At 41.3% G+C, this 21,650-nt stretch carries 18 protein-coding genes; 17 read left to right on the top strand and 1 reads right to left on the bottom strand.

Features of this window, described 5'->3' with window-relative positions; all coding sequences use genetic code 11:
- The first annotated feature begins 66 nt into the window (after positions 1–66).
- From rlmD to eno, 5 genes are all read left to right on the top strand, one after another.
- A complete protein-coding gene (gene rlmD, locus V7783_RS01850) occupies positions 67–1,392 on the top strand; it encodes a 23S rRNA (uracil(1939)-C(5))-methyltransferase RlmD (protein ID WP_335677275.1) in 1,326 nt (441 codons plus the stop codon).
- A gap of 8 nt (positions 1,393–1,400) precedes the next feature.
- The gene (relA, locus tag V7783_RS01845) at positions 1,401–3,557 is read left to right on the top strand and encodes a GTP diphosphokinase (protein ID WP_335677274.1); all 2,157 of its coding nucleotides are present in this window, start codon (positions 1,401–1,403) and stop codon (positions 3,555–3,557) included.
- 8 nt (positions 3,558–3,565) lie between these two features.
- Entirely contained in the window at positions 3,566–4,363 is a 798-nt protein-coding gene (gene mazG, locus V7783_RS01840; RefSeq protein ID WP_335677273.1) for a nucleoside triphosphate pyrophosphohydrolase, read from the top strand.
- Between the two features lie 138 nt (positions 4,364–4,501).
- Positions 4,502–6,136 (top strand): CTP synthase, encoded by a 1,635-nt coding sequence (locus V7783_RS01835; protein ID WP_210795425.1) that lies wholly within the window; start codon positions 4,502–4,504, stop codon positions 6,134–6,136.
- Between the two features lie 111 nt (positions 6,137–6,247).
- Entirely contained in the window at positions 6,248–7,546 is a 1,299-nt protein-coding gene (gene eno / locus V7783_RS01830; protein ID WP_335677272.1) for a phosphopyruvate hydratase, read from the top strand.
- A gap of 107 nt (positions 7,547–7,653) precedes the next feature.
- Here the strand turns inward: eno and mutH are convergent, their stop codons facing one another.
- Positions 7,654–8,325, bottom strand: a complete 672-nt coding sequence (mutH, locus tag V7783_RS01825) for a DNA mismatch repair endonuclease MutH (RefSeq protein WP_335677271.1) — start codon at positions 8,323–8,325, stop codon at positions 7,654–7,656.
- A gap of 427 nt (positions 8,326–8,752) precedes the next feature.
- Here mutH and rppH point away from each other — a divergent pair, with 427 nt between their 5' ends.
- The 12 genes from rppH (at position 8,753) to V7783_RS01765 (ending at position 21,610) form a co-directional block, all read left to right on the top strand.
- A complete protein-coding gene (rppH, locus tag V7783_RS01820) occupies positions 8,753–9,274 on the top strand; it encodes an RNA pyrophosphohydrolase (protein ID WP_064666466.1) in 522 nt (173 codons plus the stop codon).
- A gap of 17 nt (positions 9,275–9,291) precedes the next feature.
- The gene (ptsP, locus tag V7783_RS01815) at positions 9,292–11,565 is read left to right on the top strand and encodes a phosphoenolpyruvate--protein phosphotransferase (RefSeq protein ID WP_335677270.1); all 2,274 of its coding nucleotides are present in this window, start codon (positions 9,292–9,294) and stop codon (positions 11,563–11,565) included.
- 240 nt (positions 11,566–11,805) lie between these two features.
- Positions 11,806–12,615 carry a sulfite exporter TauE/SafE family protein gene (locus V7783_RS01810; protein ID WP_335677269.1) on the top strand — a complete coding sequence of 270 codons (810 nt, stop codon included), beginning with the start codon at positions 11,806–11,808 and terminating at the stop codon, positions 12,613–12,615.
- 12 nt (positions 12,616–12,627) lie between these two features.
- Entirely contained in the window at positions 12,628–13,431 is an 804-nt protein-coding gene (gene lgt, locus V7783_RS01805) for a prolipoprotein diacylglyceryl transferase (protein WP_064666469.1), read from the top strand.
- Between the two features lie 14 nt (positions 13,432–13,445).
- Positions 13,446–14,297, top strand: a complete 852-nt coding sequence (locus V7783_RS01800) for a thymidylate synthase (protein ID WP_064666470.1) — start codon at positions 13,446–13,448, stop codon at positions 14,295–14,297.
- 35 nt (positions 14,298–14,332) lie between these two features.
- A complete protein-coding gene (galU, locus tag V7783_RS01795; RefSeq protein ID WP_064666471.1) occupies positions 14,333–15,211 on the top strand; it encodes a UTP--glucose-1-phosphate uridylyltransferase GalU in 879 nt (292 codons plus the stop codon).
- A 124-nt stretch (positions 15,212–15,335) separates the two neighbouring features.
- Positions 15,336–15,977: an SPOR domain-containing protein gene (locus V7783_RS01790; protein WP_335677267.1), complete on the top strand. Its 642-nt coding sequence runs from the start codon at positions 15,336–15,338 to the stop codon at positions 15,975–15,977.
- 120 nt (positions 15,978–16,097) lie between these two features.
- Positions 16,098–16,697, top strand: coding sequence for a DUF4402 domain-containing protein (locus V7783_RS01785; RefSeq protein ID WP_335677266.1), 600 nt, complete (start codon positions 16,098–16,100; stop codon positions 16,695–16,697).
- 10 nt (positions 16,698–16,707) lie between these two features.
- Positions 16,708–17,178 carry a DUF4402 domain-containing protein gene (locus tag V7783_RS01780; protein WP_335677265.1) on the top strand — a complete coding sequence of 157 codons (471 nt, stop codon included), beginning with the start codon at positions 16,708–16,710 and terminating at the stop codon, positions 17,176–17,178.
- A gap of 8 nt (positions 17,179–17,186) precedes the next feature.
- A complete protein-coding gene (locus V7783_RS01775) occupies positions 17,187–17,981 on the top strand; it encodes a fimbrial biogenesis chaperone (RefSeq protein ID WP_335677264.1) in 795 nt (264 codons plus the stop codon).
- Positions 17,982–18,006: 25 nt separating this feature from the next.
- A complete protein-coding gene (locus V7783_RS01770; RefSeq protein WP_335677263.1) occupies positions 18,007–20,958 on the top strand; it encodes a hypothetical protein in 2,952 nt (983 codons plus the stop codon).
- Between the two features lie 10 nt (positions 20,959–20,968).
- On the top strand, positions 20,969–21,610 hold the full coding sequence (locus tag V7783_RS01765) for an SPOR domain-containing protein (RefSeq protein ID WP_335677262.1): 642 nt from the start codon (positions 20,969–20,971) through the stop codon (positions 21,608–21,610).
- The last annotated feature ends 40 nt before the right edge of the window (positions 21,611–21,650 follow it).

Here is a 21,650-nt window from a genome sequence, read left to right as displayed (position 1 = left end):
AAGAGTATATACTTATAAGCTAGTAATCAATCACCCTCGTAGAATCAATATTTAAGGTGTTGCCCGATGGCGCAGTTTTTCCAAGCAAAAAAGAAAACCCTTTCAGGGCAATCGTTAACGTTAGCCATTACCGGCATGGATCATCAAGGTCGAGGCATTGCCAAACACAATAATAAAGTGTGCTTTGTCAGTGGTGCACTAACGGGTGAAATAGTAAAAGCCAAATTAACCGAAGATAAAGCCCGTTACAGCGCTGCCAAAACAGTAAAAGTTGAACAGCCCAGTGATGCCAGAGTAAAACCATTTTGCGAGTACTATCAACAATGCGGAGGTTGCCAATTACAACATTTACGCCTTGATCAACAATTAGTGGAAAAGCAATTGGCGGTGAGCCAGTTGTTTGCCAAGTTTGCAAAGCTTGATGCAATGAACTGGCAAACTCCGTTATTGAGTGAGTCAACACATTATCGTCGCAGTGCACGTTTGGCCGTGATGTTTGATAAAACCGCGAAAAAAATGCGCGTAGGCTATCGTGCTCAAGGATCTAAACAAATAGTAAGCGTGCAACACTGTGCGGTATTAAGTGACGCGTTTACGGATATCTTCACTGTATTTGATGACCTGTTAAATCAATATAATGAACTTCGTAGTATCAGCCATATACAATTATGCCAGGCGGATGAACAAAATTATGTGGTGATCCGCCATACTAAAACCATTACTGATAAATTAAAAAATACCATTGCAGCACTAGGGTTAACTTATAAGTGGCAAATAATATGGCAGGGTGAAACGCAACACATTAATCACGATCATGTAGCGATGCCATTTTATCAATTACCTGAACTAGGTTTAAAGTTTGAATTTGGCTTGGAAAACTTTATTCAGGTAAATGCGCAGGTTAATCAGGCTATGTTATCTCAAGCGGTTGATTGGCTTAACTTAAATGGGGACGAGCAAGTGCTAGATTTATTTTGTGGCATCGGCAACTTCTCGTTAGCGCTGGCAAACAATGCAAAAACTGTTGTTGGTGTCGAAGGTGTTGCTTCTGCGGTTGCAATGGCAACGCAAAATGCGCAAACTAACCACATAGCCAATGCTCATTTTCATTGTTTTGATTTAACACAAAACATGCAGCAAGCGCCGTGGTTTAGTAAAGAATTGGATATATTAGTACTCGATCCTTCACGTACTGGCGCACTCGCTATTTTAGAGCAACTGCCTCTTAAGCAATTTAAAACGATTTTATATGTTTCTTGCGATCCTGTGACTTTAGCCCGTGACAGCGCAATTATTACGCAAGCAGCATTTTCACTTGAAAAAATTGGGCTAATGAATATGTTCCCACATACCGGGCATATTGAAACAATGGCGTTATTTCAAAGGAGGTAGAGCGCATTATGGTAGCTACTCGGCAATCACACCAGCACGACAAACCGGGTGATTTCAGCACACGACTTGGTTTACTGAACTTAACGCAAGAAAAATGCGAGTTATTAACTAAAGCGTTTACCCTTTGCGCAGAGCTGCACAATCATCAGCAACAAAATATCGCCATGGAAATGGTCGAAATTTTGGTGGAAATGAACCTTGATGCAGATACCTTAGCAACAGCGTATATTACGCCATGCTTTTTAGCTGATCTGATTGATATTGAAAAAGTCACAGAGGTGATGGGTAGTCATGTGGCAACTCTATTAACCGGTGTTGCGCAAATGGCGACTATTAGCACCTTAGCTCATCAAGGCACAGGCAGCGTTCAAGTAGATAATATCCGCCGTATGTTATTAGCTATGGTCGAGGATGTTCGTGCAGTTGTGATCAAACTTGCCCAACAAGTATGCCATTTACGGGACGTTAAAAACGCCAGTGAAGAAGAGCGCGTTATTGCGGCAAAAGAAACCGCCGATATTTTTGCCCCCCTCGCTAACCGTTTAGGAATTGGTCAATTAAAGTGGGAGTTGGAAGATTTAGCGTTTCGTTACCTCCACCCAGATGTTTATAAAAACATTGCTAAGCAGTTAGATGACAAGCGACTCGGTCGTGAAGCCTATATGGTCGATATGGTTGAACAAGTTAAAAATAAACTTGCTCAAGCAGGTATCAAAGGTGAGGTCTATGGCCGACCAAAGCATATCTACAGCATTTATAAAAAAATGGCGCAAAAAAATTACGAGTTTGATCAGCTGTTTGATATTCGTGCCATGCGTATTGTGGTAGATGAATTGCAAGATTGTTACGGCGCGCTGGGTATCGTGCACACAAATTGGCGCCATCTTAATAAAGAATTTGATGATTATATTGCCACCCCTAAACAAAATGGCTACCAATCTATTCACACTGTGGTGTTTGGTCCAGAAGGCAAAACCGTTGAAATTCAAATACGCACTCATGCCATGCACCAAGATGCAGAGCTTGGTGTGGCTGCGCACTGGATGTATAAAGAAGGTGCGCTGCCAGGGCGTGGTTCTGGCTATGAGCAAAAAATTAGCTGGTTACGTAAATTACTGCAATGGCAAGAAGAAGTGGTTGATGGCAGTGATTTAGCCGAAGAACTAAAAAATCAAGTTGTTGAAGACAGAGTTTATATTTTTACCCCCCGTGGCGACATCTTTGATTTACCACTGGGCGCAACGCCACTGGATTTTGCCTATTACATTCACTCAAATGTAGGGCACCGCTGTATTGGCGCCAAAGTATTTGGCAAAATAGTGCCATTTACTCATCAATTGCATACTGGTGATCAGGTTGAAATTTTAACGCAAAAACAGCCAAATCCGAGTCGTGACTGGTTAAACCCATCGTTGGGTTACATTAAGTCATCGCGAGCGAGAGCGAAAATACATCATTGGTTTAAACAACTCGACCGTGATAAAAACCTCAGCGCCGGGAAAGAAATTCTTGATACCGAATTACAGAAACTCGATCTTACCTACAAGCATTTAGAGCCGGCTATTTCGCGTTATAACTTTAAAGAGCTTGATGACTTAATGGTCGCGATTGGCGCAGGCGATGTGCGCTTAAATCAATTGCTTAATTTTATAACGGATCGCTCTGATGACGAGCCTGTGATCCGCTTTAAAAACCCAACCAAAAGCAGCGGCGATAAAAACGGTATCGTGGTTGATGGGGTAGGTAGTTTAATGAGTCACGTGGCTAAATGTTGCCGCCCAGTACCTGGTGAGCAGATCATCGGCTATATCACCCAAGGACGCGGTATTGCCGTGCACCGTGATGATTGTGATTCATTTAATAACTTAAAGTCGCAGCACCCTGAACGTGTCGTTGCAGTTAGTTGGTCAGACGAAATTAACGGCTCGTATGCGTTAGCGATTAAAATCGAAGCCAGCGATAGAGCAGGGCTTATTCGCGATATCAGTTCCGTACTGGCAAACGAAAAGGTCAATGTGCTGAATATGAATATGGAAACCGTGGACGACCGTCAATTAGCGCTATTTACTATGCAAGTTGAAGTGCATGATTTATCAAGTACCAATCGACTACTATCAAAGTTGCATCAAATTGAAGGTGTACATGAAGCCAAGCGCAGCCATTAGAGGGTAAAATGAATCAGCAAAATGCATTATCTGAGTTATTGACTATTATGGCTAAGTTACGCGACCCTAAAACGGGTTGCCCTTGGGACGTAAAGCAAGACTTTAAATCCATAGTGCCGCATACCATTGAAGAAGCCTATGAAGTTGCCGACTGTATAGAACAAGGTGACTTTTCTGAATTAAAAACTGAGCTTGGTGATTTACTGTTTCAAGTGATTTTTTATGCGCAATTGGCTCAAGAGCAAGGTTTGTTCGATTTTCATGATGTTGTGCAAGGGCTTAATGATAAGTTAATAAGGCGTCATCCGCATGTTTTTGCAAAGCAACAGAGTTTAACCGATGAGCAAATAGCTCAGCAATGGCAAGCTATAAAGGCGCAAGAACGTAAAGAAAAAGCCGCTAATGCCACCCCATCACTATGGCAAGATATACCAGCAAACTTGCCGAGTTTAAGTAAAGCCAAAAAAATTCAGCAGCGAGTTGCAGGGTTAGGCTTTGATTGGCCAAGTTATCATGGTGCATTAGATAAAGTGGCCGAAGAAGTTGATGAAGTAAAAGAAGCGCTCGCGGTTGATCCACATTCAGCACATAGCGCCGAAGAAGTGGGCGATTTGTTGTTTGCGACGGTGAATGTTGCTCGACATATTAAGCGTGATCCAGAGCAACTATTACGCGCTGCAAATGATAAATTTTCAGTGCGCTTTGAAAAAGTTCAAGCGTATTTAACCGAGCGAGGACAATCACTGGATAGCGCAACACTCGAGCAAATGGACGCCGCATGGGAAGCGATAAAAAAGCCAGTGTAAATAAGGATGGACTCTGAGTGCGTTTTTTGTGCAGAGAATTGCTAACTTTCACTGGATTGATGGCAGTGCCTTTGCTATAATTTCGCCCCGTCTTGATTCTATATTTTTCCTTTTAATTCCTGATATTCTAGGGTTCGCATGAGTACAAAATTTATCTTCGTTACCGGCGGGGTTGTTTCCTCGTTGGGTAAAGGTATTGCAGCAGCATCGTTGGCAGCTATTTTAGAGGCCCGCGGTTTAAATGTTACCATTTTAAAGCTGGATCCTTATATCAACGTTGACCCAGGCACAATGAGCCCAATTCAACATGGTGAAGTATTTGTCACCGAAGACGGTGCTGAAACTGACCTTGATTTAGGTCACTATGAACGTTTCATCCGTACCAAAATGACAAGCCGTAACAACTTCACACAAGGTCGTGTATATGAAGATGTGCTACGTCGTGAACGTCGTGGTGAGTACCTTGGTGCAACAATTCAGGTAATTCCACATATTACCAACGATATTAAGCAACGTGTTTATGACGGTGCTGAAGGCCATGATGTGGCAATCGTTGAAATTGGTGGCACGGTTGGTGATATTGAGTCACAACCATTCTTAGAAGCAATTCGTCAGCTAGGCACAGAGATTGGCCGTGAGCGCGCATTGTTTATTCACTTAACGTTAGTGCCATTCTTAGGCCCTGCGGGCGAAGTGAAAACTAAACCAACTCAGCATTCTGTAAAAGAATTACGCTCAATTGGTATTCAGCCAGACATTCTTATTTGTCGTTCAGATCGTAAATTACCAAACAACGAACGTGCGAAGATTGCTCTTTTCACTAACGTTGAAGAAAAAGCGGTTATTTCATTACCAGATGTAGACAGCATTTATAAAATTCCTGCGTTATTAAAATCGCAAGAGCTAGATAACTTTGTATGTCGTCGTTTCCACCTTGACGCCCCAGAAGCCGATTTGGTTGAATGGGAACAAGTGTTATACCAAGAGTCAAACCCTACGGGCGAAGTGACCATTGGTATGGTTGGTAAATACATTGAATTACCAGATGCGTATAAATCTGTAAACGAAGCACTTAAACATGCAGGTCTTAAAAACCGTTTAACAGTTAACATTCAATATGTTGATTCGCAAGATGTAGAAAGTAAAGGCACTGAACTACTTGCTAACCTTGATGCTATTTTAGTACCAGGCGGCTTTGGTGGCCGTGGCGTTGAAGGTAAAATTTTAGCTGCTCAATATGCTCGCGAAAATAAAGTGCCTTACCTTGGTATTTGTTTAGGAATGCAAGTTGCGCTAATTGAGTACGCACGTAATGTTGCCGGTTTGACCGATGCAAATTCAACAGAGTTTAATGCTAACTCAGCAAGCCCTGTTGTTGGTTTGATCACTGAGTGGTTAGATGCTGAAGGTAATATTGAAACACGTAGTGAGAAATCTGATTTAGGTGGCACAATGCGTTTAGGCGCACAAAAATGTCATTTAACTCCAGGCTCTAAAGTACGTGAAGTATATGGTAGTGACGAGATTGTTGAGCGTCATCGTCATCGTTACGAAGTAAACAATAATTTTGTTGAAAAGCTTGAGCAAGCTGGCTTAAGTTTCACTGGTTTATCGGAAGATAAAAAGCTAGTTGAAATTATCGAGAATAAAGATCACCCGTGGTTTATTGCGGCTCAATTCCACCCGGAATTCACCTCAACACCACGCGATGGTCATCCGTTGTTTGAAGGGTTTGTTGCCGCTGCGCATACTCATCAAAAAGCGTCATCGTAATGTGAATAAGCCGTGCTCTATGCACGGCTTATTTGTTTTTAAAACCGACGGCATTAAGGAAAATTAATAAAGTCGGAGTAGACTCACCATTTTGGGAAAAGAGGAATCAAGATGTCAAATATCGTAAAAGTGATCGGTCGCGAAATTATGGACTCGCGTGGTAACCCAACTGTAGAAGCTGATGTACATTTAGCTGACGGTTCTTGGGGTCGCGCTGCAGCACCTTCTGGTGCATCAACAGGAACTCGCGAAGCACTAGAATTACGCGATGGTGATAAAGCACGTTATTTAGGTAAAGGTGTATTAAAGGCAGTTGGTTTCATTAATAATGAAATTAACAGTGCATTAGAAGGTCAAAGTGCATTAGCGCAAAGCACGGTTGATCAAATCATGCTTGATTTAGATGGTACTGAAAATAAAGAAAAACTAGGTGCCAACGCAATCTTAGCTGTATCACTTGCAACAGCTAAAGCCGCTGCACAGTCTAAAAAAGTAGAGCTTTATGAGCACATTGCCGACCTAAACGGTACGCCAGGTGTTTACTCTATGCCATTACCAATGATGAATATCATCAATGGTGGTGAGCATGCTGATAACTCTGTCGATATCCAAGAGTTTATGATCCAGCCAGTTGGCGCTGCTAACTTCCGCGAAGGCCTTCGTATGGGCGCAGAAGTATTCCACAGCCTTGCAAAAGTACTTAAAGCAGACGGTCATTCAACAGCCGTTGGTGATGAAGGTGGCTTTGCACCAAACCTTGCTTCAAACGAAGCCGCGCTTGCTGCGATTAAAGTTGCTGTTGCAAATGCAGGCTACGAGCTTGGTAAAGACATTACTCTTGCTATGGACTGTGCAGCCTCTGAGTTTTATGACAAAGAAGCAAATATCTATGACCTTAAAGGTGAAGGTAAAAAATTCACGTCTGAAGAGTTTAACTACTTCCTTAAAGATCTAACAGAGCAATACCCAATCGTATCGATTGAAGATGGTCTTGATGAGTCTGATTGGGATGGTTTTGCACACCAAACAAAATTACTTGGCGACAAGATCCAATTAGTGGGTGACGATTTATTCGTAACTAACACAAAAATCTTAAAGCGTGGTATCGACAACGGTATTGCTAACTCAATCTTAATCAAATTTAACCAAATTGGTTCACTAACTGAAACGTTAGCAGCAATCAAAATGGCGAAAGATGCAGGCTTCACAGTTGTTATATCGCATCGCTCAGGCGAAACTGAAGATTCAACAATTGCTGATTTAGCAGTAGGTACTGCGGCAGGTCAAATCAAAACAGGTTCATTGAGCCGTTCTGATCGTGTTGCTAAGTACAACCAATTGCTTCGTATAGAAGAGCAATTAGGCGCTAAAGCACCGTACAATGGTCTTAAAGAAGTAAAAGGTCAGTAATTCTTTCATAAGAATTTGATTTAAGCTTTTAAAAATCCTCGCAACTGCGGGGATTTTTTGTCTCTATGGGTTTTTGCAGGCGGGAGCAAACCATGCGCATTTTTTGGCTATAGCTGAAATTGCTGCTTTAAAATCTCCGCGGTAAAGCTGGTTTTTAAGTAAAAGCCGCGGGGTAGGGTTTTAATAGTTTGACCATTAGGGCCAATGGCGTCGGTGACGATTCGGCTGTTGGCAGCTTTTGGGCGAATTTGCATTGCATCCCCTAGGTGCCCAGAGATCTCATCAACTCGCCCGAGTGCAATCAGTTCCATTTGCTCTTCCCAATCTCGTTGTAATTGCGCATCTTGCTCTGCGGTGGGTTGCCATAAAAAGCCACTGCCGATGGTGCGATCAAATGGCACAATGTCCCGCTCGCCAAGTATGGGTAGCCACAATACATGATTGAGCTTTTTGCGCACATTGCTGTGCTGCCATGTCATACCCGTTACATTTAATAATGGTGTAACCGACACGAAAGTAGTCTCTAGTGGTTTACCTTTGTATGAAATGGGTAAAGTTTTTAGCTCTATACCCAGCTCTTCAAAATCAGGGGTGGGTTTTGAGCCTGCTGTAGCCCCCAAAGCATATTCAATTAATTGCCCGGTCCAACCTTTTTCCTTTAATAAATGCGCCGGTGTTTTAAACTGATATTGACTTGCTAATTGGCCTAATGTCAGTCCTGCAATGTTGCTAACACGTTGCATTAATTCATTGATTGAATGTGGTTTTATCGGTTTCATAGGGAATTATTTGGTTGTATAAATTCGCCACTGATGATAGCAAAAGAGTTTAACCGTGGATATCTTTGTGTTTGAGTGTTTTTTGTTCAGTAGTGGGTTGCTGTGTTTTTAGGCAAACTGAAACTTGCTGACTTTAGGCTTAATGCATTGAATTTAATGGTTTTTAACTATTGTACTCACAAAGTCAGCCAGCTTGGTTGGTAACTTGTTGGGATAAATACATAACTATGAACAACGTTATCCACAGAAACTGTGGAAAAGGCGAGTTATTAGATCTGCTATTGTGGATTTGTTTGCAAAATGAGCTGTATAAACTAAAGTTATGCACAAGCTGTGAGTAAGATGCGTAAAACTGGCATTATTGATTGCCGTATCGCGGGTAATGTGGAACAATCATTAAAAATCGACTTACAAATGAGGCACTAAGGTGATTGATGCCGAAGGTTTTCGTGCCAATGTCGGAATTGTAATTTGCAATAATCAGGGGCAGGTTTTTTGGGCCAGACGTTATGGTCAGCACTCTTGGCAGTTTCCTCAAGGGGGAGTTGATAGTGGCGAAACCGCAGAGCAGACCATGTTTCGTGAATTACACGAAGAAGTCGGCTTACGTCCTGAAGATGTAGAAATTGTTGCAAGTTCAAAACATTGGTTACGTTATAAATTGCCCAAGCGTTTGATCCGCCGAGACTCAAGTCCGGTGTGTATTGGGCAAAAACAAAAATGGTTTTTACTGAAACTGCGTTGTAAAGATGAAGACGTTAACTTACTAAAAACACATCATCCTGAGTTTGATGATTGGCGCTGGGTAAGTTATTGGTATCCGGTAAGGCAAGTTGTATCGTTTAAGCGAGATGTTTATCGACGTGTTATGAAAGAATTTGCGCCTTTTGCGATGCCTTTTAATAAACGAGAACAACCTAAAGATAATTGGCGACACAAAGGTAAATAATATAAAGGAGCAGTATTATGCTGGCTACACTCAGAGCTATTGCCGAGTCCGTTTCGCATCAAGCGAGTTTGGATAGTGCGCTAGCATGTTTTGTTGAAATGGTGAAAGATGCCATGAAAACTGAGTGCTGCTCCATTTACTTTGCTGATTACAGCCAAGATAACTTTGTATTAATGGCCACCAGAGGGCTAAACCCTGCTGCGGTGGGTAAATTTAGAATCGGTTTTACCGAAGGCTTAGTTGGCTTAGTTGCACAACGAGAAGAGCCAATAAATATCGCCTTTGCTAAATCTCATCCGCGTTTTAAACTCTCTCCTGAAGTGAATGAAGAAGGCTATAATGCATTTTTGTCTGTGCCTGTGGTACACCAAAAAAAGGTATTGGGCGTTATTGTTGTACAACAAAAAATAGCCCGGGTATTTAGCCAAGACGAAGAGTCATTTTTAATTACCTTATCTGCTCAACTTGCCTCACAATTAGCGCATGCTGAAATCAAAGAAGTACTTCGTCAAGATGAATTTTCCCATCAAACCTCGGTGCTTAAAGGGGTTTCAAGTGCGCCAGGGATTGCGATAGGGCAGGCATTTGTTATTCTGCCAAAGCTTGATTTTAAGTCTATCGAATTAAAAAAAGATCAAAACAACGCTGAGCAACGTCGCTTATTTACTCAAGCTGTTGCAGCGACACGCAAAGAATTTAATACTTTGTCGATGACGCTCAGTGACTCCATTCCTAAAGAGGCGTTGGCAGTATTTGATGTTTATCAGCAGTTACTCGATGCGAAAAGTTTAGGACAAAATGTCGAAGCGCAACTGCAAGAGGGTTGGTGTGCAAAAAGCGCGTTGAAAATAGTAATAGAGCGACTTATATCGCAATTCAATGCCATGCAAGACCCTTATATCAAAGAACGTGCTGTTGATGTAAAAGACATTGGCCTGCGCGTGTTGCATCATCTGGTTAATACTGAGCATGCTGTAAAAAGTTATCCCAAAGATACCGTCCTTATCGCGAACACCTTAACGCCAGCCATGCTTGCAGAAGTACCAAAAGGGCACTTGGTCGGGGTGGTGAGTGTCAATGGCGCAGCCAATAGCCATGCATCTATTTTAACCCGCGCCATGGGGATCCCGGCAATTTGGGGCATCGAAGATTTACCACTGTTGCAGTTTGATGGTAAAGAAATGATATTAGATGCCTATGCTGGGCGGCTGTATATTTCGCCTTCGCAAATGCTACAAACTGAATATTTGCAACTACAACATCAAGAAAGTCTACTCAATGATAAGTTTATAGCTGAGCAAGAGTGTGATGCAGTAACCATAGATGGCGAGCATATCAGTCTGTTGCTCAATGCGGGTTTAGATCTCAATACAGAAAAAGTAAATACCAAGGTGTGCGATGGCGTTGGCTTGTATCGTACTGAGGCGTGGTTTATGCAAAAGGGCCAGTTTCCATCGCAGATAGAGCAAGAAAATTGGTATCGCGAAGTATTAGCCAGTTACCACCCTGAGCCTGTAGTAATGCGGACCCTCGACATTGGTGGCGACAAAGTACTTGATTACTTTGATATTACAGAAGAAAACCCTTTTTTAGGCTGGCGTGGTATTCGTGTTACTTTAGATCACCCCGAGTTATTTTTAGATCAACTCAAAGCTATGGTCAAAGCTAATATTGGATTAGGTAACTTAAAAATAATGCTACCGATGATCAGCGGCACAGAAGAAGTTGATGAATCCTTAGCGCTATTAGAGCAAGCATATTTTGAGCTGGCAGAGCAATACCCAGAGCAAGCGATTGAACGCCCTGAGATTGGTGTGATGTTAGAAGTGCCATCCAGTGTATTTATGCTGCCAGAATGGGCTAAAAAAGTAGATTTTTGCTCTGTAGGGAGTAACGATTTAACGCAATATTTACTTGCTGTTGATCGCTCTAACGCCCGTGTTGCTGATTTATTTAATCCCTATCATCCAGCAGTATTAAGAGTGTTACAAAAAGTAGCCACTGAATGTCAACAATATGAAATGTCATTTAGTTTGTGTGGTGAATTAGGTGGTGATCCAGAAGGTGCGATACTGCTGATTGCCATGGGTTATAGACGTTTAAGTATGAACCACTCATCATTAAGTAAAGTAAAATGGGTGCTAAGGCGTTTAAAAGTCAGTGATATGGAAGCACTGCTTGCAGAGTGTTTAGCACAATCTACTGCAAAACAAGTGCTTAGGCTCACCCGTAACTTTATGATTGAACATCAGTTAGGTGAATTATTTTATACCCCAAATCAGGCTTCTTAGTTATACCAATCGACTTAAATATTTAACCATTCTAGCGTGCTAAATAAAGCGCTAACTGTGTTATAAATTTCTCAGGTAGAACAACTACATGTCGAAATTTATGCCTTGTTATCACTCTATTTATCTGTCGCTATAAATGGCTAATAACTTAACACGATTGGTATTACAAAACGAGTGCTGTAAAGATCCGATATAATCGATTAGTATATGCATATAACATTTAAAATATAAGAGTTTGCTATGCATGATTTAGTCATACTGATCCTCAGCTGCGCGTTATTAGGTTGTGTGGTTGGATTTTTAGCAGGGTTGTTAGGCATAGGTGGTGGCTTGATTATTGTGCCCGTGCTCAGTGCGTTATTAGTGAATTTTGATGTTGTGGCGGTTGATCATGTATTAATTATCGCTATCGCCACCTCACTAGCCTCTATTTTATTTACTTCTACGTCATCTGCATTAGCTCATCATAAAAACAATAATGTACCATGGGAAATTGCGCCTTGGGTTATGTCTGGTGTGGGACTTGGCGCCTTGATCAGCGGCTTTGCAGCAAGTTTAATTCCGGAACAATTATTACGTATCGTATTTGCTGTAAGTGTAGTGTTTATTGCAGCCCGCATGGTGCTGTCAGCTCGTGATAAACCGGTTGCAACTAAACCTATGCCGAGTGGTCCTATTATTGGCGCCGTTAGCGCGATAATGGGCGGTCTCTCCGGTCTAATTGGCATCGGTGGTGGCGCACTGATTGTACCGTTGCTGCATTATTTTTCAGTGGATATTAAAAAAGCGATTGGTTGTGCAGCGGCATGTGGCATTGTAATAGCGCTATTTGGCTCTGTGGGATATATCAGCGCAGGCTGGCAAGTTACCGATTTACAACATGGCTTTGCAGGTTTTGTGTATTTACCGGCATTATTAGGTATAGTAATAACTTCGTGGTTTATGGCGCCAATTGGGGCTAAAGCAACGCATTATTTACCCGTTTCAACGATAAAAAAAGTGTTCGCGGTGTTACTCGTAATTATCGCACTTCAAATGGTTTTTAGTTAAGGTTTAATTTATATGGCTCTTGAATTTCCAGAGATCGATCCGATCATATTTACGGTCGGTCCTCTAAGCGTACGTTGGTACGGTTTAATGTATTTAATTGGTTTTGCCTTTGCGATGTGGTGGGCAAATAGACAGGCAGCTAAACCAAACTCTGGTTGGACAAAAGAACAAGTCAGTGATTTACTTTTTTACGGCATGCTTGGGGTCATTCTGGGTGGGCGTATTGGTTATGTGCTGTTTTATCAGTTTAGTTACTTTATAGAAAATCCACTCTATCTATTTAGGATTGACCAAGGTGGCATGTCATTCCATGGTGGTACATTGGGTGTGATCACCGCGATTTGTATATTTGCTTGGACACGTAAAAAACAGTTACTTGCAGTAGGGGATTTTGTTGCACCGTTAGTACCAGTTGGTCTGTTAGCAGGGCGTATTGGTAACTTTATTAATGGCGAGTTATGGGGTAGAACTACCGATGTACCTTGGGGTATGGTGTTTCCTACTGGCGGGCCGCTTGCACGTCACCCATCACAATTGTATGAAGCGTTTTTAGAAGGCCTAGTACTGTTTATTATTTTATATGTATTTACTAAAAAGCCGCGTCCCGCTGGTAGTGTCGGTGGATTATTTTTACTCGGCTATGGCGTATTTAGATTCTGTGTTGAATACGTACGTGAACCTGATGCGCATTTAGGCTTATTTGGCGGTTTTATTTCGATGGGACAAATATTGTCATTGCCAATGGTCATTGCTGGTCTTGGTTTGATAATATGGGCATACAAAAAGCCACAGCCTGCTGTTGCAAGTAAAGCATAAAAAAGAAGCGAATAATGAAACAATATTTAGAGTTATGTCAGCGCATTGTTGATGAAGGTATTTGGGTTGAGAATAAACGTACAGGAACGCGTTGTTTAACAGTCATTAATGCGGAGCTTGAATACGACGTTGCGAACAATAAGTTCCCAATGATCACCACCCGAAAAAGTTATTACAAAGCTGCCATCGCAGAGCTGTTGGGTTACCTTCGTGGTTACAGTAGCGCAGCGCAATTTCGCGACATTGGCTGCATGACTTGGGATGCTAACGCCAATGAAAACCAAGCCTGGCTAAATAATCCAAACCGTAAAGGTGAGGACGATATGGGCCGTGTTTACGGTGTACAAGCTCGAGATTGGCAGCGCCCAGATGGCACGCCTTTAGATCAGCTAAAAAAGGTGATTGATAACCTTAAAAATGGCGTGGATGATCGCGGTGAGATCATCACCTTTTACAATCCCGGTGAATTTGATTTAGGCTGCTTACGTCCATGTATGCATACGCATACTTTTTCGCTACTTGGCGATACACTGTATTTAACCTCGTATCAGCGCAGCTGTGATGTACCGCTTGGCTTGAACTTTAACCAAATTCAGTGTTTTGTATTGCTTGCCTTAGTTGCACAAATTACCGGACACAAAGCCGGCAAGGCGTATCACAAAATCGTTAATGCCCATATTTACGAGAATCAACTTGAATTAATGCGTGATGTGCAGCTACAGCGTGAACCATTTGCATCACCAACACTGACGATAAATCCAGAAATCAAATCTCTTGAAGATATAGAAACGTGGGTTACCCGTGATGATTTTGTAGTACATGATTACCAGTGTCATGACGCTATTAAATATCCATTTTCGGTATAATCATTAAATATAGTCACTATTTAAGGAAAAATATTATGAAAGCAGTGATCCCAGTTGCAGGTCTTGGTACTCGCATGTTGCCAGCAACTAAAGCTATTCCAAAAGAAATGTTACCGGTTGTAGACAAGCCATTGATTCAATATGTAGTTAATGAAGCTGTTGCGGCAGGTATTAAAGAAATCGTTTTAGTAACCCACTCAAGTAAAAACTCAATTGAAAACCATTTTGATACCAGTTTTGAACTTGAAGCAACGCTCGAAAAACGGGTAAAACGACAATTGCTTGCCGAAGTACAAGCTATATGTCCAAAAGATGTAACTATCATCCATGTTCGTCAAGGTGAAGCGAAAGGCTTAGGGCATGCGATTAACTGCGCTGCGCCTATTATCGGCAATGAACCGTTTGTGGTCATTTTACCTGATGTGATAATTGATGACGTAGAAAGCAACCTTAAAAAAGATAACCTCGCTGAAATGATCGCGCATTTTAATGAAACCGCGCACAGCCAAATTATGGTTGAGCCAGTACCAATGCAAGATGTTGATAAGTTTGGTGTTGTTGACTTAGGTGATGCAACGCTTGAGCAAGGACAAAGTGCGCCAATCAAAAACATGGTTGAAAAGCCACCGGTACACTCAGCACCATCAAATTTAGCGGTCGTAGGGCGCTACGTTTTAAGTAAAAATATTTGGCCATTACTTGCGAAAACCCCTGCTGGGGCAGGTGATGAAATTCAACTTACCGACGCGATTGCCATGCTAATGGAAAAAGAAGCGGTTGATGCATACGCCATTAAAGGGCGTAGCCACGACTGTGGCAGCAAATTGGGCTATTTAAAAGCAACTATTGAATTTGCACTGCGTCGTGATGAATTTAAAGATGAGCTTAGTGACTTCATTAAAACCTTAGTTTAAGTTGATTTAGCTAATCCACTTTAAAAAAAGTGCCAGCATGGCACTTTTTTTATGGCCTAAAATACTGAAACTGGCACTTACTTTGCTTACAATACAGCATTCCTACTTCATGATGCGCTAACAGATGATGTGTTTAAAAAAGCAAGCTTGGTTTACAACTGCATTGATCACTATAACTATTTTATTAAACGGGTGCAGTAGTAATGCGCACGATCCTGAAAAACGACCAGCATTAATATCAGATCAACAAGTAAAAGAGTATGTACAGCAGTGGCACTCCCAACAAGACAGCATAAATCGCTTAGCTGCTATGGAAGCTGACCTACAACTGTTAATAATGGCACTTTCAGCGGACACAAACATAGCTGAAAACCCAGCAGCCCTTCGTCAAAATGATGTTGCCGTTGTACATAGTCGCGATGATATTAATTTGCCACCGTTGAGTGAAACATCAGCTGAGCAAAGCCAAGTTCCTAACAACATTAACCAGTCCTACTTAAATGACTCTCTACCTGGTGCACAACTTGGCCTGTATTTAAAGCCACAGTTGGTCAGAACTAAAATAGCCAGACTACATCGCCAATATCCTAACGCATTTAGCCAATTAAGTTTTGTAATGACTGAGCGTCAAAATAAAGGCGTTACCTTATATGGACTACGTGTTGGACCATTTCAAAACTATAATGAAGCCAATGTTTTTTGTTCATTAGCACAAAATTTAGGCCAAAAATGCCTCAGCGCCCCATTTGTAGGCCAGCCCTTGTAATTAAATAAGTTATTTAGCTTATTTTTCAGTTATTAAGCTTAAAGTAATTGTTCTAAGTGTCGATAATATCTAAGATAGGGGCAACATAGGGTAATGTCCCATCTCTTATAAGGATTTAACATGAAATTATCTTCCCCAATACTCGTTATGAGTATTTTAGCTGTGCCTTTCAGTGCGATATCTGCTACAGAGACGTTTCGAGCAGAAGTAACGGTACAAAATGCTGTTGTGCTAACTAAAGATACTAATTTAAATTTTGGCAAAGTGCGTGCAGTTGCTGATCCTCTAGGCGTTGATATTGCAGAATTGACGGTTAACGCTACACCTGATGCCAGCCCTATTGCTGAAAGTTCAAATAGTACAGATGCTGCTAAGTTTGCGATTATCGAAGATGGTGAGGCTGCTTCTTTTACAGTATCAGAAGCAGTGCCAAGTGCTGTATTGAAAATAATTGATCCAGTTAAAACAAATTTAGAATTTGAGAATGGGCAAGATACTGATCGCCCTGATTTTACTATTGGCGATTGGAAGTATGTGATCACCAGTGGGGATAATAATAACGCCGACTATACACCAGGTACACCTAATCTACAGGTGGGTCAAGATGGCACTGTGTCATTTAATCTAGGTGCAACATTAAAAACGTCTAGTAAGGTAACCTCAAAGCCTTACGCTGATGGTGTATATGCGGGTACTTTCCAAATCGAAGTAGCTTATTAAACCACAGTTAATGCGACTTCTCCTTTATATTATGGCTGTAAGCGTCTTTGTTTACAGCCCTACTAATCTTGCCAATTCTATTGTCCAGCAGAATCTAGACTTTGGTACCTTGGTCATCCCTAGCAATAGCAACATCAGCTCTGTGATTATTAAGGCTGACGCAGAGATAAATACAACAGGTCGTATCTATGTGCTTGAAAAGGGGCAACCGGCTGAGCTATTGCTGACAGATTTTCCAGCCCTTACACAGCTGACTATGCATTTAGTTAATTCTGTAACAGTACAGCACAACGCACAAGGCAGCAGCAGTGCCGATTTTGAAGTACGCCTGAATGGTTTTCCTAAGTCTGTAAGGACCGACGATCTGGGTGAAGCTAAAGTGTTTATTGGCGGCACATTAATAACAAAACCTAGCAGTAAAAGCTATTCAGATGGCGATTACTCCTCAACTACTAATCTAGAAATTTCGATTGACTACTAAGGACTGTCATGTTCAATAAATTAACAGTGATGTGTGTGCTGCTAACAGCACTTTTTAGCCAAATGGCCTTGGCAAACTTATTGATTTCACCTACCCGCGTTACTTTTGACGATCGTCAGCGCAGTGCTAAAGTCACGGTGATCAATAACTCTGATGAACAGCGTACGTATCGAGTAGTTTGGAGTGAAAAACAAGCTTTACCAGCTGGCGGCTATAATAATTTAGCGCAAGTAACAGCAAACAGTTTATCGCCAATGACACGTCTATCACCAAAACAAGTGACCTTAGCACCGGGTGAAAAACAAACCGTTAAAATTGCTATCCGAAAACCGAAAGGTTTGCAGGCAGGCGAATATCGTTCTCATTTATTGTTTCAAGCTTTGCCTAATGAGAATAAAGAGCAGAAGTCGGGAATACAGATCAATATGATTATGAGCTTTAGTATTCCCGTTGTTTATCGCGAGCAGGCAGAGCAGCCTGAAGTAAACATTACTCAAGCCAGTATTATAGAAAGTAGCAATCACCCTAAACCGCAAATTCAAGTTAAACTGCAACGCCACAATAACTTTAGCAGTTATGGAAAACTCAGCGCTTATATAAAAACAGCATCGGGTGAGAATGAGAAAATAGCTGAAATTAGCAATTTAAGCCTCTATCCAGAAGTTGATACTGCTATTGCAACACTGAGCCTGTTTAAAGATAAACAGTTACCAACACAGGGCAGTATCTTCCTCGATTATCAAGGCGCTGAAGAATACAAAGGGATTGATTTTGCTTCATACACACTCGCTATCGAGGAATAATCTTAAGCACTATTAAGTTATTAAAATGCTCCGTATGTTTGCAATTGGGCTGCTACTTTTAAGCCCAATGAGCCTTGCCAGTAGTGTGCAGACTAATGATGTTCTGCGCACTATTAAAGCTATTCAAGCTAAATTAAATCAAGCTCCCTCACAAACAGATGCGCAGCAACATCCTGCGGTGCAAAATGAGTTCAGTCAGAGCATAGTACAACGTATCGCCACGGGTGAGTTTTTACTTTTTTCGTTATCTCTAAACGATGCCTATCTTGGGGAAGTATTTGCAATAAAAAGCGAGCAAGGGGTGTTACTCGGGTTATCGGGTTTAGTCGAAATATTACAACTGGCTATTAATGTTGATGTTGCAAATGGCACCGCTTCAGGGTGGTTTATCAATGAAGCTAATTTATTTTCACTCAGTGCCACTGAACCTGTACTTTTAACTGTTAATAATCAAAATATTACACTTTCAGAGCAGCAACTGTTAATTGATGATGATATCTATATAGATGCGGCCGTTTTAGAGCATGTTTTCTCAGTTGTTATTAACCCAGATTATGCAAACTTAACGCTCGAGCTTACCACAGAGCAACTGTTTCCTGTTACTGCGCAACAGCAAAGGCAAAAGCAATTGTTTAATAAGCAGAATAAAGGGGATAACCAACCAACCCAGCCATGGAAAGCAAGCCCTTATCAGGCGATTTCAATGCCAGTGGCAGATTTACAACTGAATTACCGCCGCGATAACGACAATAGTCGGACAAGTTATTCATTATTAGGCGCACAAGATTTTGCTTATCTTTCTGCTGAATATTTTTTAGCCGGGCGGGAGCAAGACTTATTAAGTGACTCACGGCTGACATTTTCTAAACAAGATGTGAATAACAACTTACTCGGCGCTTTTGCAGCCAGCGAACTGGCGTTTGGTGATATCACTGCAACACAAGTAGGAAGTCGTTATAACGGTCAGTATGGCCGTGGTTTTAAGTTTTCAAATTATCAGTTAGATCGAAAAATAGATAACAATCGAATTAACCTCACCGGCGCTATCCAGCCCGGTTGGGATGTTGAGCTGTATCGTAATGGCATTTTAATTGAGCAACAATTAAGCCTCGCAGATGGTCGTTATATATTTGATAGTATAGATTTACTGTACGGCGAGAATAACTTTGAGCTGATATTTTATGGCCCTCAAGGGCAGGTTGAACGTAAAACAGAGTATTACTTTATTGATGGTAATCAATTAGCACAAGGTGAAGATGCATACGAAATTTCAGTATCAGAGCAAGGAAAACAATTATTAGGTAGTGAAAGTTATACTTCGCAAAGTGGTTGGCTAGCAGCAGGACGATACGAACGAGGCTTGACTGATAATATCGCTATTTACACAGGGGCTATGGCGCAAAAACGTGAGGACGATGAGTTTTACCAATTTGCATTTGGCACCAATATCAACCTGTTTGAAAGACTGTTGCTTAATTTAGATTACGAGCAAAATAATCAGCAACAAAATGAATTAGAACTGACAGCCAGAACCCAAATAGCGGATCAATCATTACTGTTTACCGTCACTGATCGTACTGACCAACAACAAGATTTTCAAAGTTATCAATTTGATATGTCGGGTGAGCTGATGCAAAATCGTTATGGTCGCCTTAATTATCAAAATAACTTTTTATTACAGCATTCAAGCTCAGGCCGAGACCTGCAACAAGCCTATAATCGTTTTAATTATAGTTATTCAGGCTTCTCTGTGAACAACCTTTTGCAATGGCAAAATGTAAATGAGCAAAGCAAAGTGTATGGTGCAACCCGTATTCAAGGGCGAATAGGACGTTTATATAGCCGTTTTGGTTTTGATTATTTAATATCACCAGAGAGTGATATTTTAAGTTATCAAGCTGAATTTAATCGCAGTATCACCTCACAATTACAAGCTGAGCTTACACTTAAAAACACCCTAAATGAGAATATCCAATCAGCAGATCTAGGGCTTAATTGGCAAAATGATGATTTTAATTTAAGCAGTACTATTAATTACGACACTAATGATAATTGGCTTTTTAGTTTATACAGCCGCTTTAGCTTTGGTTATGACGGGGAAAACAACCGTACTTTTATGACAAATCGCAGCCTGACCAACACTGGTAGTTTAATGGTTAAAGTATTTTTAGATCAAAATAACAACGGCATTATGGATCCTGACGAGCAAGGTGTTGCTGGTATAAAAGTAAAAGGGCTGCAAAATTATCGCCAAGCAATAACCGATGAAAATGGCATTGCATTGTTAACCTCAATGCCAGCTAATCGCACCACAGATATTGTGCTCGATAGAGACAGCTTCCCCGATCCGTTTTTTGTGCCTGCCAATGAGGGCTTTTCAATCACGCCAAGAGCAGGATTTATTGAATACATGGATTACCCGCTAAATAACGCCAGCGAAATTGAAGGGGTGGTGTATCAGCAGCAAGGCGATCACACTTATGTGCAGCCTTATGCAAAAATAACCTTGTTAGATCAAAACGATAAAGAAGTTGCCAACACCCAAGCGGCTTATGATGGCTATTATTTGTTTACCGACCTACGGCCAGGGCAGTATCGGGCTGTGGTTGATGAACAGTTCAAAGATCGTAAAGCACTAAAAAATACTCAACAGGTTAAAGTTAATTTATCTCCTAAAGGGGATGTATTACTTGGTGTCGATTTTACCCTCAAGTCTCTTGAGCAAGTATCAGGTACTATTGTTAATGCAGGCAGTTTCTCATCATTAATGATGCTAAAAACCTACTTAAGATTGATTAGCCCACGCTTAACCTTAAATCAGCAAGAAGTATTCTATATTCACGATCAACAGCAAAATAAGTATATACTCGCTTTAGGGTATGCAGAGCATGCTCAGCCTGAGTTCGCTGGCATTTGTCAGTCACTCATAACACAAGGCTTGAAGTGTGAGCTTGAACAACGAACAATACTTCATTAAAGGAATGCCAATGAATATTAAACAGCCTGTTGCCATGATTACCGCTATGTTATTTGCCTTGACTGTTGTTGGGCTAGTCGGGTGTAAAAGTACCGAGACCGAGACACAAAATGCACAAACGACTACAGCAGAGCAGTATGTGCAAATAACAAAGCAAGAGTTACAGCAGTTACAAACAAGTTCAGCGCAGTGGCAAGCAATAAAACCAGATATTGAAAGGCTATTATTAATTGAAAGCGATTTAAACTTATTGATCGCACAATTAACTGCAATCGCGAATGAAGATCAAACTGAAAGTAGTGCACCGGCAGCATCGCAAGAGCAACATCAATCGCCAGCTCATAAAGCAGAATTAGCTCCTATGGCATCTGGCGATCTCCAGGCATTATTTGCACTTCAAATAGTCTCCGTTACCCAACAAGCGCAACTGGCAACCAGCTGGCAAGCAATTCAACAAAAAGCACCTAGCCTATTTACTCGTAATGCGATCACCAATGTTGAAACGGCACAAGTAAAAGGCACCACATATTATCGGCTTAAACTCGGCGCGTATCAGTATCAAAAAAATGCCCAAGCTGATTGCGATAAATTAAAGCAACAACAGCTCAACTGCATGGTGACTCACTATACAGACAACCCAATAAAATTATAAACAGGCACAATACTTGCTTTGTAATTGCCATGTTTAGTAA

Source organism: Pseudoalteromonas sp. (assembly GCF_036960685.1).
Taxonomy (GTDB): domain Bacteria; phylum Pseudomonadota; class Gammaproteobacteria; order Enterobacterales; family Alteromonadaceae; genus Pseudoalteromonas.
This window is presented reverse-complemented; position numbering and strand designations above follow the sequence as displayed.

Bases quoted from the DNA above. Each gene is read 5' to 3' on its own strand.
- rlmD (WP_335677275.1), top strand. From the start codon at position 67: ATGGCGCAGTTTTTCCAAGCAAAAAAGAAAACCCTTTCAGGGCAATCG.
- relA (WP_335677274.1), top strand. From the start codon at position 1,401: ATGGTAGCTACTCGGCAATCACACCAGCACGACAAACCGGGTGATTTC.
- mazG (WP_335677273.1), top strand. From the start codon at position 3,566: ATGAATCAGCAAAATGCATTATCTGAGTTATTGACTATTATGGCTAAG.
- V7783_RS01835 (WP_210795425.1), top strand. From the start codon at position 4,502: ATGAGTACAAAATTTATCTTCGTTACCGGCGGGGTTGTTTCCTCGTTG.
- eno (WP_335677272.1), top strand. From the start codon at position 6,248: ATGTCAAATATCGTAAAAGTGATCGGTCGCGAAATTATGGACTCGCGT.
- mutH (WP_335677271.1), bottom strand. From the start codon at position 8,325: ATGAAACCGATAAAACCACATTCAATCAATGAATTAATGCAACGTGTT.
- ptsP (WP_335677270.1), top strand. From the start codon at position 9,292: ATGCTGGCTACACTCAGAGCTATTGCCGAGTCCGTTTCGCATCAAGCG.
- V7783_RS01810 (WP_335677269.1), top strand. From the start codon at position 11,806: ATGCATGATTTAGTCATACTGATCCTCAGCTGCGCGTTATTAGGTTGT.
- lgt (WP_064666469.1), top strand. From the start codon at position 12,628: ATGGCTCTTGAATTTCCAGAGATCGATCCGATCATATTTACGGTCGGT.
- V7783_RS01800 (WP_064666470.1), top strand. From the start codon at position 13,446: ATGAAACAATATTTAGAGTTATGTCAGCGCATTGTTGATGAAGGTATT.
- galU (WP_064666471.1), top strand. From the start codon at position 14,333: ATGAAAGCAGTGATCCCAGTTGCAGGTCTTGGTACTCGCATGTTGCCA.
- V7783_RS01790 (WP_335677267.1), top strand. From the start codon at position 15,336: ATGATGTGTTTAAAAAAGCAAGCTTGGTTTACAACTGCATTGATCACT.
- V7783_RS01785 (WP_335677266.1), top strand. From the start codon at position 16,098: ATGAAATTATCTTCCCCAATACTCGTTATGAGTATTTTAGCTGTGCCT.
- V7783_RS01780 (WP_335677265.1), top strand. From the start codon at position 16,708: ATGCGACTTCTCCTTTATATTATGGCTGTAAGCGTCTTTGTTTACAGC.
- V7783_RS01775 (WP_335677264.1), top strand. From the start codon at position 17,187: ATGTTCAATAAATTAACAGTGATGTGTGTGCTGCTAACAGCACTTTTT.
- V7783_RS01770 (WP_335677263.1), top strand. From the start codon at position 18,007: ATGCTCCGTATGTTTGCAATTGGGCTGCTACTTTTAAGCCCAATGAGC.
- V7783_RS01765 (WP_335677262.1), top strand. From the start codon at position 20,969: ATGAATATTAAACAGCCTGTTGCCATGATTACCGCTATGTTATTTGCC.